Source organism: Psychrobacter sp. 4Dc (assembly GCF_002836715.1).
Classification (GTDB): domain Bacteria; phylum Pseudomonadota; class Gammaproteobacteria; order Pseudomonadales; family Moraxellaceae; genus Psychrobacter.
This window is the reverse complement of the sequence record NZ_PJAT01000076.1, coordinates 18,122-30,966: the sequence shown is the minus strand read 5'-3', so window position 1 is coordinate 30,966 and position 12,845 is coordinate 18,122. Positions and strand designations below refer to the sequence as shown.

The following is a 12,845-nucleotide window of genomic DNA, read 5'->3' as shown; positions in this document are numbered from 1 at the left end:
TTTGCAATATTGCTGTTCTTGAAGTTTTAAATTGATTTATATCTAGGGCAATGTTCATCGGCAATATACCCGTAATACAGCACACAATAACTGTCTAGACAGGTAATATCTAGATAAGCTACATTCATAAAGCTTTGCCTATAGCTAAGACGTTCTGCTTATATAAATCAGGAATTATTTATGAATACTTTTAATAAAACTGCCAGTTTAACGGCAACGTTAGCCGCTGTACTTGCTTTGAGCGCCTGTCAAAGCACACCTTCTTCACCAGTGATCCAGCGTGCCAACTCTATCTATGAGACAACCGGTATCGCTGATACCAAGGTCAAGGCACAACAAAATGCGATCGACAGTGCTCAAAAAACCTGTCGAAGCAAGCAAGTGATTATCGTTGATGATAATGTAAAATATAATGGCATCTTAAACGAGCGTACTGGCCGTATGGTTGGTCAAGTAGGTGCTGTTGTTGGCTCGATATTTGGCACGGGTACACCAGATTTGTCACGCAGCGATGATTACGAATACACCATTAACTTCCGTTGCCAATAAATATCGTCAATACCATATAAATTAGATACAGTGTCAGGCTCACTCAGTCTATTATTTGTAGCACTTTCACTTGCCTTCCTTGTATCTGAATTATCTTGAACCGACTATATCTAGCTAAAAATATCTATCTAATTTTCTCTACACGACAATCTCTTTTAGACGCAAACAGGTTTACGATCTAACCGCTAACATTAAGTGACATACAATCTTTCTCTGATTAAACAGCCAACAAACTGCGATATAGATAATATATCAATCAAAGCTTGTTGGCTTCGCTTTTTGTACTCTTCTTTTTAAGTTAAACTATCCGCTATCGTATTCAGCACATCCTCGTCAGTCTTTATATTTTCATTATCTTTGGTCTAATATTATGCGCAAACCCAATCTTTCAAGTATTAAACAGGCCAAAGTATTAGCACCTGCCAAAGATTTGGCTACCTTGGAAGCGGAACTCGCTGAGCAGGAAGACCATCTAGAGGATACGGTCCTACGCCTAAGTGATTATTTGTCAGCGGTTGAGATGGTCATCAAACAAACTTTTGACCACCGTGTCTGGGTAAAAGCTGAAATTCGTAATCTGTCGAGCAAAGGTGGTCATTACTATTTTGAACTGGCCGAAAAAGATGACGATGGCAAGGTTGTCGCCAGTTGTCGTGGCAATCTCTGGCGCTTTAAAGCTGCTCGTGTATTAGCTAAGTTTGAACGTGCAACTGGCATGCCGCTTGAGCGTGATTTGACCGTACTCCTCAAAGTATCGGCAGGGTTCCATGCCCAGTACGGCTTTTCAATCACGATTGAAGATATCGACCCTAGTTATACGCTAGGCGACTTGGCACGGCAATATGCAGAAATGGTTGACCGCCTAACAGGTGAAGGGCTATTACATCTTAATCAGCAGCTACCCGCTCCTTTTGATATCGAGCATGTGCTGGTCATCGCTCCTGAAAAGGCGGCTGGATTGGGTGATTTTCAAGCAGATGCGGATCGCTTAGCCAGTACAGGTGCGTGTCACTTCCACTACCATAATGCGACTTTTCAGGGCAATCATGCGCCCGCTGAAATCCGTCAAGCCATCGTTAATGCCCAGCAGCAGTTTTACGATACTTATCAGCGTCTACCAGACTTGTTGGTCATTATTCGCGGCGGCGGTGCGGTTGGGGATTTGGCTTATCTCAACGATTATGAGTTGGCCGCTCTGGTTGCTGAGCAGCCTGTCCCTGTCTGGGTGGGCATCGGTCATGAGCGTGACAAAGTCATCTTAGATGAAGTGGCACATACCAGTTTTGATACACCTTCAAAAGTAATTGCTGCTATCCATAGCCACTTGGCCCAGCTCGTCACTCAGACGCTACAATATCAAGCGCAAATCAAGCAAGCGGCTCAGCGCCAATTGAATACTTCTGAGCAACAAACCGCACGCCAGTTAAGCCAAATGCAGTCGCAAACGATTGGGCAACTGACCGCTCTACGAAAAGACAGTGATTATGCATGGCGCAGTATTCAACAAAGTGCCCAGCGCCAAGTAAAGCAAGCAGTCAGACTGACGGCTGAGCGATACACAAAAACGCAAACCTTAGCGCATCAACAGCTCGCAAAAGCCGCGACTAATAGCAAAAGTCATCAAGAATCGATCATGCAGAACGCGCAGCAGCAAATTGTGCAAGCACAGCGCGATAGCGAACATCTACGTGACATCGTGCTATTACATCGCCCCTCTCGCGTGCTCAAGCAGGGCTATACCATGCTCACGGATGCTCAAAACAAGCAAATACTCACTAGTAGTACCCAACTGTATCCTGAGCAAACCGTCAATATTATTTTAAAAGATGGCAATGCAAAAGCACAGATTATCGATGTCAATATGGATAAAGAAGCGACGAAAAACTCAGACACTCCAACTTAACCACATAATAATATCTACAGATTACTCATCTACTTACCTTTAAAAATTAGGAAATTTTATGACTACCCCTACTCGCAGACGCAAAAAAGCCGCCCCAAAAACCTTTAAGGCGGCTTACGATATCTTAAAAACCAATGCGGCTGAACTACAGCAACAGGATGAGCCTGATATTGATAATCTAATGACAACGGTCGAAGAATCTATTGCCGCTTATCGCGTTTGCGAGACTCGTATCAATGCTGTACAGCAAGCACTAGATGCGGCCTTTGCCGAAGAAAAATCTACCAGCAGTGTTGATAGTTAAAAAAACAGCCACTAAATAGCAGCTGTTTGGCCAAACCAAGCGCATCAATCTCATTTGGCACATTTGACAACGCAACAGTTTGACATTCGGTTTACTCTGGTTCGTCAACCTCAAAGACTTGGCGCAGATAGGCAAGATACGTGTCGTTATTGATCATGGTCTTGCCTGGGCTATCAGACAGCTTGGCGACTGGCTGACCATTGCACTCTACCAATTTAAGCACGATATTAATCGGCGTAATGCCCATATCATTGGTCAGATTGGTGCCAATACCAAAACTGGTTCTGATGCGACCTTTAAAGTATTGATGCAGCTCCCACGCCTTCTCTAAATTTAAGCCATCGCTAAAAGTTAGAATCTTGGTTTTTGGATCTATTTTTAACTTCTCATAATGGGCAATCGCCTTATCGCCCCAGATGTAAGGGTCGCCACTATCATGACGCAGACCGTCGAATAGCTTAGCAAAATACAAGTCGAAATCACGTAAGAACGCATCCATGCCGACTACATCTGTCAATGCAATACCTAAGTCGCCACGATACTCATGCACCCACGCTTCAAGTGCGGCTTTTTGTGAATCACGCAGACGCACATCTAATGCCTGAAACGCCTGCATAAACTCATGTGCCATGGTGCCTATTGGCGTCATCCCTAATTGCTTGGCCAAATACACGTTAGATGTACCACCGACTATCTTTGGCTCGGCTTTATGTAGCGTCTCCACTACATGTGCCTGCCAGCGTCGACTAAAACGTCTACGCGTGCCAAAATCAGCGACGATAAATGGCGGTGTATCCTGATCGTACTGGGTTTGCTCTTCGGCATACTGATGTAATAGCGCTACTTTTGCATCGAGGCGACGTTGTCCTTCTTCAATCACGCTGTCATTAGATAGCGCATTAAAATACAGCTCATTGACAATGGCTAGTACAAATACTTCAAAGAACATCGCTTGAATCATTGGCCCTTCGATGTCGATAAACAGGCGACCTTTATCGTCTGTACTTACCGTAATGAAGCGGCGTTTTAGCTTAAATAATTCTAGATAATCAACGAAATCTGAGCGAATAAAGCGTAAGCTACGTAAGTACTCTAGCTCATCTGGCAAAAAGCGCAATTCGCATAAGCTGTCTAGTTGCTGCTCTAGATCTTTTTGGATATCAGCCAATGGATAGGCGGCATCTTTGTTATTACGGCAGCGAAAGCGATAAACACCATGAGTTTGCGGGAACTGATGCAGCATGGCTTGTAACATCGTAAATTTGTACAAATCATTATCAAGCAATGAAGTAATAATAGGTGCATAAGAAACAGTCATGCTATGGCCTTAAAAGTGCAAAATAAGAAACAAACGTCATTTGATAGACAAAGCGACATCATATGTGGACGATAAACAATACACGCTCATTCATTATGAGCCATCGATAAACCGTTCAGTATAACGAAGTTTGGTATTTATTTCAGAGTTCACTTTTGATTGCCGAAAAAGAACAGTAAAATTCCAATAAAACAATTACTCAGACCATTCATAAAAACATCGTATCAGTCTATCCAGACAACCTATTCATGGATGGTTAACACGGCTTACGCTTTCGCACTCATAAACTGCTCCACATAATCATCAGCAGGATTATGCCGCAACTCGTTTGGTGTCCCCGTTTGTATGAGTCGACCACCATTTAGCATACTGATACGCTGACCTACTTTGACAGCTTCATCAATATCATGGGTAATAAATACAATGGTTTTGTTCAATCGCTCTTGCAATTCGAGTAATTGGTCTTGCAGTTGAGCGCGAATGAGCGGATCAAGTGCAGAGAACGCTTCATCCATTAGCAAAATTGGATTATCCGTCGCTAAGGCACGAGCCAAACCAACGCGCTGCTGCATACCCCCTGAGAGCTCATCAGGGTAGCTGTTTTCCAAATTGGATAGACCGACTTCATTCAGCCAATGTCGAGCCGTTTCGTGTCGCTCGTTTGCGCTCATTTTTCGGACACGCAGCCCATAAGCGACGTTTTGTATGACCGTCATGTGTGGCACTAAGCCGAAATGCTGAAAAACCATACTGACTGTCTGCTGACGATAATACTGCAACTGCTTATCGTTGAGCGCTAAAATATTAATAGCCGTAGCAGAACTCTCTTCTACTACCGTACTTGTATTAGCTGTCGCTGATTGCCTACCAGTCATTGTATGACTCGCATGTTCTCTATTCAGAACAGTATCTACCCATATCTCGCCACTGGTTGGATCTATCAAGCGGTTAATATGACGTATCAGCGTTGACTTGCCAGAGCCTGATAGCCCCATAATACAATGCAACTCGCCTACCTTGATATCTAGATTGATATCATAAAGACCAACTGAATAGCCCGTTTGCTCTTTTACTTTGATGCTATCCATACCCTCAGCCAGCAATGCCAATGCAGACTGTGCCTGCGTGCTATTGGCATTATAAATCTTACTGATATTTTTTAATTGAATATGATTCATCGGTGCTCTCACTATTCACGTAGTTTTTATTATCAGGGCTTCGGTCAATTACCATGGGTTCAATCGTATACCACTAGATAATTTTCTATCCAATCGGACGTCTGCCTGCTTCGATGGTTTTTTGACGGGTACGCTTACCTTGACCGAATGCTTGCGTGATACGGTCAATGATAATAGCAACGATAACGATGGCCGTACCTGCTTGTAGACCCTGACCGATATTGAGCGTTTGGATAGACTGCAATACATCTTCACCAAGCCCAGGAGCACCAATCATTGAGGCCAATACCACCATGGCAAGTGACATCATTACGGCCTGATTGATACCTGCCATAATACTGGGCAACGCTTGTGGCAATTTAATCCAAAGGAGCAGCTGTAGGTGGGTACTACCAAAGGATCGTCCTGCTTCGACCATTTCATGATTGACTTGCGTAATCCCCAATGTCGTCAGACGAATCAAGGGTGGCAGTGCATAAATCACAGTCGCGAATAACGCAGGCACTTTACCAATACCAAACAACATCAGCACTGGTATAAGATATACAAAACTCGGCATGGTCTGCATGATATCTAGCACTGGCGTCACAGTCTTGCGTAGCAGTTTGCTACCTGACATAGCGATACCAATAGGAATACCAATCACCACCGTGACCAGTACCGATACGATAAGCAGCGCTAGAGTGTCAATTAATGCGCCCCATAAGCCAAAAGCACCAATCAAAAACAACCCTGCACCACATGCCAGCGCGAACCAAATCTTACGGACACCGAACCAGCCAAGCACAGTCACAAATGCAATAATCAGCCAAGGTGGGATAACCGTTAATAATCGTTCAATAGGTAGTAGCAGATAAGTAAGCGCCATCGTGCTAATAGTACGAAATACATCACCATAGTTTTGGACCAAATTTGCTAAAGCATTATTGAGTGGGGTCTCAAGCGACCATGAAGGAAAGCTTGAGGCGAGCGCTGACACATTGATACTAGATGCAGTTGCTTCTGTAGAAATAGCACCCGTTGAGCTAAGACCTAACTTGGTAGCGAGATTGGTAGCAGCCTCATCGGATAACCATGCTTGCCAAACCTCTGGGTTGTCACGCAAAAACACCATGGCTTGCTCATCGCCAGTGCGTTTACTTTCGCTCATCTCCAAGATAGCACCGTTTAGCTCATCAGAGGTAAATTGCACCTTTTCAAAGACAGCTGCTAGTTCAGGATTGGATTCGATAAATGGGGTAGAAACGGCAATACCTAACGGCGATACTGGGAATCCTGACACGCAATCCATCTTACCATCAGCGAGCAGCAGATTTTGCCAACAAGCATCCTCATAAGCTGGAAACTCTAATGGCGCAAGGTCATATTTTGCCATTAGCCCAGTGGGTTGCCAGTAGTAAAACAACAGTGGCTTATGCTGTTCAAAAGCAGAGGCAATTTCGGCATCGAGAGCAGCACCCGTACCAGGATGTGCGTTGTTGAAAAGGCTGTCTAGACCGGTGGTTTTTAGCAAACGTGTGTTAAAAATCTCACACGTCCAACCAGAGGGGCAGTTCATAAAGCGAGATTTACCAGGATCTTCAGGGTCTTTAAATAGCTCAGTATATTTAGGCAAATCTTGATAGCTGCGAAGTCCTGGATTCTCTTCCAAGACGTATCGCGGGACGTACCAGCCTTGAGTTGCACCACCTTTTAGCGTATCGCCGATGATGGCTACTTTATTTTGCTCAATGGCTTTTTCCATGATTGGCGAGCGACCAACCCACTGCTCCCCGATGACCTGAATGTCATTCTGTGAGAGCGCTGTATCAAGTGCAGGCCCTGCTCCTGGTACTTCCTCTACTGTGCAGCCGTACCCATCTTCTACGATATGTCTGAGTACGCTGGAGGTAAATTGTCCACTCTCCCATGTCAGTGCCCCAAATTTGATCGGTGATTCACATGCCGCTGACGCCGATACAGGCAGTAGTATCGCGCTCATCCACAGTAAGCTTAATGCAATCCATTGGCGCATACTCTTTCCTATTATTATGTTGTATCGGCATGAAATCACTATTAAAACAATAGAGCTAAAAAAGCTGAACGTCGCTATAACAAGTTTACCAAGGCTAGCCATAGACCATTCAGCTACTATCTACTGTTGTTTAGACTTACTACAAAGTGTAGCGATTTATAGAAGTGATGACAAACGCTTATTTGTCGATTAACGCATTAGATAAATTTACGATAATTTTGATAAAGCTCTTAAGATAAGTCGCTCTTAATTTTAGAAATCCATGTTTATAAATTCATATTTTAGACAAAAAAATAGCACCTATCTGGGTAGGTGCTATTGGTTATGGTATCGATTAAAAAAGGTCACTATTACTTTCTATAGCTACTATAAAACGTCTACTTCAAGAATAGTTACTTTAAAGACAACTCTTTTAAGAGCGGTTATTTTAAAGACCTTTATTTCAAGAACAGTTATTTTAAAAACAGCGCCATCGCCTTTTTAAACAGTCCACCATAAGGCGGCAATAATAAATTCAGACCATTGAGCTTGGTTTGTACAAAAATTGGCTTCATATGGCTGAGACGTTCAAAACCAGCCTTACCGTGATACGCGCCAGTACCAGAGTCACCCACACCACCAAACGGCAAATCGTGCTGAGCCACATGTATCAAAACTTCGTTGATACATAAGCCACCCGAGACCGTATTATTACGCACGTTTTCGATACTGCTGTAGTTATCACTGAACACATATAGCGCCAATGGGCGTGGACGCGAGTTCACAAAGTAAATGGCATCATCAAGCGTCTCATAATGCATCAGCGGCAATATCGGAGCAAAAATTTCATTTTGCATGAGGTCGCTGTCAGTCGCAGGCTCGCTGACGATGACTGGCGGCATGAGACGGGTCTCTATATTGGGTTCGGCGCCAGTTAACGCATGTACCTCGCCACCTGTTAGCGCATCTAGATAGCCTTTTACCCGTTTGAACTGCTCACCATTAATAATGCGAGAGTAATCTGGGTTTTCTTCAATATTAGGATAATGCTTGGTCATCCACTCTTTTGCGAGTTGGATAAACTGGTCATGGTATTGGCGCTGAATCAAGACATAATCTGGCGCAATACACGTCTGTCCAGCATTTAGTGTCTTACCCATCATCACTCGATTGACGACAGACTCTAGATTGGCATCATCTAGTACGATCACTGGTGATTTGCCACCAAGCTCAAGCGTCACTGGCGTTAGATTTGGTGCAGCGGCAGCCATGACTTTTTTGCCCACCGCAGTCGATCCGGTATATAGAAGATGGTCAAATGGTAGCTCACTAAAGGCGGCGGCAATCTCAACTTCACCGAGCACCACACAGATCATATCTGGCGAAAAATAACGAGCAATGGCGTCAGCAAACGTCTGAGCAAATTGCGGCGCGGCCTCACTCATTTTGACCATAATGCGGTTACCTGCGGTGATTGCATCAATCATCGGGCCAATTGCTAAAAATAACGGATAGTTCCAAGGCACCATAATACCGACCACACCCAATGGCTGAGGCTGGATTTCATTATGGGCTGGCATATACAGCGCTGAAATCGGCGCACGATGTGCTTTCATCCATTTTTTGCCGTGTTTTTTGGCATGGCTAATACCGGTAAAGCTAGGAAATAACTCAGCAAACTGCGTCTCTGACTGGCTACGATAGCCAAAATCTGCACTAATCGCCTTTGCAAAACTCTCTTGGTTATCGCTAAGCATCACTTCTAGATTGTCTAGCTGCGTCGTACGAGTGCCCCAATCATTGATTGGCTGGGTACGGCTTAACATTTGCAAGCGTGAAAATTGCGCTTTCATCTCATCGATAGTCGTCGCCGTACTTAGGGCTTCAGGCACACGCTGCAGCGCAAAACCGGTCTCGGTCACTGGCTGCTCATGGGCGCTTTGGTTGCTATCTGTCATTTGTCTTCCTTGTCATAATCATAGTAATAGTCATAAGGTTTGTAGTCACTACATTATATTGGGTTAGAGGCTCTATCTTTCTAGTCAGGTGCGCTCTTTGATAACCTACTCTGACTATAAATTTCATCAGATTCCATTCATCATACTTTAATGTAGCGCATCGACTGAGCAATGAACAGCATCTTTGGTTGACTACTGCGTCTGTACTAGCAGTACCTTTATAAGCGACTTACCACTGTTCTATACCAGTTACTTCTTCGTCCATTGTTAGCTGATTGCTATTAGCATTTACGCCACTTGCAGACATTACAACAGTATATAATTTTGGGCGATAGTCGCCAAAACTGCTACACTACCGATGAGCATTATTTATTTTAAACTTGATAATAATAAGACAGATACTCTCATGCAAAATGACACACAACCCCTTAATGGCACGCTTGTCAGAAAATCTCTCTCAGCGGCCGATTATGTCCCTACTCTCGATGCGATGCTGGCACGCACCCTTGAACGTATCGATCTAAAAAAACAACAAGGGCTGCGTACGCCTGATGAATTGTGGATTGTTGATCATAACGATGTCTACACGCTTGGACAGGCAGGCAAAGAAGAGCATATATTACAGCGCACTGACACTCCTATCATTAAGACCGATCGCGGTGGTCAGGTGACATGGCACGGTCATGGACAGTTAGTGCTCTATTGGTTGTTTGACTTGGACAGTCTCAAATGGAGTGTACGCAATCTCGTCTCCCATGCTGAGCAAGCGATAGAAGACGTCATCAATGACTGTTTGCGTAGCTCACCATCTAATAGTGACAATATCAGTGCTCATGCGCGCCGCGATGCCCCTGGTGTCTACTTATATGCAGATACTGCTGCAACAGATGACAGCACCTCTACAGATGACAACTCCCTTGATAATAAGATTATGCTTGGCAAAATGGCCTCGCTAGGCTTTAAGATTAAGCATGGCTTTAGCTACCATGGTATTGCGATTAATTTAAATTGTGACTTGTCTTCATTTAACGCCATTAATCCTTGTGGCTATGCTGGCATGCAAATGTTGCGATTGTCTGACTTTGTAGCCATGCAGACAGATTCAGAGCAAACAGAGCCAGAGGCGCAGACCGAGCAGCAAATGAGCGATTCATTCAGCTATGAGACAGTCACTCAAAAACTTATTGATAACATCGCCAAGCGTCATGCTGGGTTGATTGAGTTGCGAGCTATCGCGCCCAAGTAAATTTTGAGTCCGTTTTTGCATAATCTTTTTTTGCATAATATCTTGCACGCTTAGACTTAAGCATTAAGAGAAAATTCAGTACAAACTTGCTATAATCGCATGCAGTACAAATTGGACGCAGCAACTATCCTCGCTGTCTCCCTAGCTCAACCCCTTATTCAAACATTTAAAACAAAAGCAAATTGGAGCATTTTATGGCAGATTTTAACAAAATTTTGGACGCAGGCGACGTAGACGGCGGCATCATCAACGTAGTAGTAGAGATCCCAGCTGGTAGCAGCCATAAAATTGAGTGGAATCGCGAATTAGCAGTATTTGAGCTTGACCGTATTGATCCACAGATTTTTGCCAAACCTTGTAACTATGGTTTCATCCCACAAACACTTGACGAAGACGGCGATGAGCTTGACGTATTGCTATTGACTGAGCAGCCACTACCGACTGGTATTTTCTTAAAAGCCAAAGTTATCGGTGTGATGAAGTTTGTCGATGATGGCGAAGTAGATGACAAAATCGTTGTCGTACCTGCTGATGACCGTGACACAGGCAATGCTTACAACAGCTTAGAAGACCTACCAAAGCAGTTGATCAACCAGTTAGAGTTCCATTTCAGTCATTATAAAGACTTGAAAAAAGCTGGTACGACGGTTGTTGAATCTTGGGGCGATGTCGCAGAAGCGAAAGAAGTCATCAAAGAGTCTATCCAACGCTGGAAAGATCTATAATTATCAAATATTGGCAAAAATGCCAGTAACGATAAATAATAAAATACCGCAGTCACCATAGTGGCCGCGGTATTTTTTTGCTTGAACATTGCTTATCTAACATGGTTATAATGAGCATATCACTCATTCACACTTATACGCCGTAATAAGGACAGTCATGTTTAACCCCGACCCTAGCGCAAAAACGGTCAATACCAAGTTGCCAAGAGACGTCATTATGATGGTCGAAAAAAACAACCTAGTAATGGCTATTAAAACTTTGGCAGCAGACGAAAACATCAGTATGGATGAAGCCAAAAGTAGAATTGATGCTTATGAGACCCAGCTGAAAGTAAAGCAACAACAGAAGCTCAACATCATCGCTAGTAAACAAGGCATTCCAAATCAAGCCATCAGCTTTGATAGAGAGCAAGAGGAAGACGAGCCTGGACCATTGGTAAAAAATCGTGTTAAAACCACCAAACAGAGTCAAGGGTTTAAGGGGCTGCAAGACGGTGTCGATAGTCAGCTAAATGACTTAGGCTACAAGAAACCTCTACTGCCTTATTGGCTAAAACGATTACTCGCGATCGCTGTCTTGATGATAGGAATATTTTGGATATTGTGGCGAGTATTTGGTTAAGTGATTTAGCTAAATAAGAAACTGGCTCAACATATTCCCCATATAGCCACATACCGACTAGCTATAATTTAAGAATGTAGCTAGTCGAATAGTTCATTGAAAACCTGCCTTTGAATCCTTTCAAGTGTCAATTAATCTCAAATTACTTAGAGCAATCCTTTATATAAGAAGTAACAGCCTACGACGGTCAACAGTACTGCAAAGCATTTTTTCAGCAACTGCGGCGATAATGCGTGAGCGACTTTTGCGCCTAGCTTGGCGGTAAAGAAGCTCATAATGCTAATGCCTAAAAAAGCATAGATGTGAACAAAGCCAATCGTATTGGGTACGTCGACTTGAGCTTGCATGCCAAAGAACATAAACCCTAGCGCGCCTGCAATGGCGATCGGCAATCCACATGCGGCTGAGGTTCCAACTGCTTTTTGCATAACCACACCGTAACGTGTGAGATAAGGTACGGTTAAGCTACCACCGCCAATCCCAAAAATAGCAGAAGCGATACCGATGCCAGCCCCTGCTGCTAATTGCTTAGGTTTTGAAGGCAAAGCTATATGAACATTACCAGCATCGCTATTTGCTTTCTTTTTACCACCCATAAACATTTTATAAGCGACCCAAAGCAAAAACACACCAACAATCAACTGCAGATATAAACCAGATATCTGTCCTGCGATCCCTGCTCCTAAAAAGCAGCCTATTGCTAAGCCTGGCGTCAGATTTTTAAAGACAGGCCACATGACTGCGCCTTTCTTATTATGCGCCATGAGCGAGCTTATGGACGTGACAATAATGGTTGCCAGTGAAGTACCCAAGGCCAAGTGCATAATACTGTCAGGACTGTAACCCATTTGCGTAAAGACAATAAATAGCAGTGGTACGATAATAGTCCCACCGCCCACTCCAAATAGCCCCGCAGCAAATCCTGCTAGCGCCCCTATTACTAAAAAAGTTATTAATTCCACAGGATAGTTACTTCTTATTTAGATTTAATGAGATGATAATTATAGTTAAACGACTGCTTAATGTTGAACGAGCAATAGCCCATAGGC

11 protein-coding genes are annotated in these 12,845 nt (G+C 43.7%); 6 read left to right on the top strand and 5 right to left on the bottom strand.

What is annotated here, in order from left to right; all coding sequences use genetic code 11:
* Positions 1-180: 180 nt before the first annotated feature.
* The 3 genes from CXF61_RS04455 (at position 181) to xseB (ending at position 2,756) form a co-directional block, all read left to right on the top strand.
* Entirely contained in the window at positions 181-549 is a 369-nt protein-coding gene (locus tag CXF61_RS04455) for a hypothetical protein (protein ID WP_165597309.1), read from the top strand.
* A 370-nt stretch (positions 550-919) separates the two neighbouring features.
* On the top strand, positions 920-2,452 hold the full coding sequence (gene xseA / locus CXF61_RS04450; protein WP_165597308.1) for an exodeoxyribonuclease VII large subunit: 1,533 nt from the start codon (positions 920-922) through the stop codon (positions 2,450-2,452).
* A gap of 58 nt (positions 2,453-2,510) precedes the next feature.
* On the top strand, positions 2,511-2,756 hold the full coding sequence (gene xseB / locus CXF61_RS04445; RefSeq protein WP_101205385.1) for an exodeoxyribonuclease VII small subunit: 246 nt from the start codon (positions 2,511-2,513) through the stop codon (positions 2,754-2,756).
* A 91-nt stretch (positions 2,757-2,847) separates the two neighbouring features.
* Here xseB and pncB read toward each other — a convergent pair whose 3' ends face one another.
* The 4 genes from pncB to CXF61_RS04425 all read right to left on the bottom strand — a co-directional run bounded on the left by pncB (position 2,848) and on the right by CXF61_RS04425 (position 9,203).
* The gene (gene pncB / locus CXF61_RS04440; RefSeq protein WP_165597307.1) at positions 2,848-4,074 is read right to left on the bottom strand and encodes a nicotinate phosphoribosyltransferase; all 1,227 of its coding nucleotides are present in this window, start codon (positions 4,072-4,074) and stop codon (positions 2,848-2,850) included.
* A gap of 266 nt (positions 4,075-4,340) precedes the next feature.
* Positions 4,341-5,252, bottom strand: a complete 912-nt coding sequence (locus CXF61_RS04435; protein ID WP_165597306.1) for an ATP-binding cassette domain-containing protein — start codon at positions 5,250-5,252, stop codon at positions 4,341-4,343.
* An 85-nt stretch (positions 5,253-5,337) separates the two neighbouring features.
* Positions 5,338-7,266, bottom strand: coding sequence for a glycine betaine ABC transporter substrate-binding protein (locus tag CXF61_RS04430; protein ID WP_165597305.1), 1,929 nt, complete (start codon positions 7,264-7,266; stop codon positions 5,338-5,340).
* Between the two features lie 452 nt (positions 7,267-7,718).
* Positions 7,719-9,203, bottom strand: a complete 1,485-nt coding sequence (locus CXF61_RS04425; protein WP_165597304.1) for a coniferyl aldehyde dehydrogenase — start codon at positions 9,201-9,203, stop codon at positions 7,719-7,721.
* Between the two features lie 406 nt (positions 9,204-9,609).
* Here CXF61_RS04425 and lipB point away from each other — a divergent pair, with 406 nt between their 5' ends.
* The 3 genes from lipB (at position 9,610) to CXF61_RS04410 (ending at position 11,796) form a co-directional block, all read left to right on the top strand.
* Positions 9,610-10,449 (top strand): lipoyl(octanoyl) transferase LipB, encoded by an 840-nt coding sequence (lipB, locus tag CXF61_RS04420; protein WP_165597303.1) that lies wholly within the window; start codon positions 9,610-9,612, stop codon positions 10,447-10,449.
* A gap of 194 nt (positions 10,450-10,643) precedes the next feature.
* Entirely contained in the window at positions 10,644-11,174 is a 531-nt protein-coding gene (locus CXF61_RS04415) for an inorganic diphosphatase (protein WP_057759479.1), read from the top strand.
* Positions 11,175-11,331: 157 nt separating this feature from the next.
* Positions 11,332-11,796 (top strand): hypothetical protein, encoded by a 465-nt coding sequence (locus tag CXF61_RS04410; protein WP_165597302.1) that lies wholly within the window; start codon positions 11,332-11,334, stop codon positions 11,794-11,796.
* Between the two features lie 146 nt (positions 11,797-11,942).
* Here the strand turns inward: CXF61_RS04410 and CXF61_RS04405 are convergent, their stop codons facing one another.
* Positions 11,943-12,758, bottom strand: a complete 816-nt coding sequence (locus CXF61_RS04405; RefSeq protein ID WP_165597301.1) for a sulfite exporter TauE/SafE family protein — start codon at positions 12,756-12,758, stop codon at positions 11,943-11,945.
* Between the last annotated feature and the right edge of the window lie 87 nt (positions 12,759-12,845).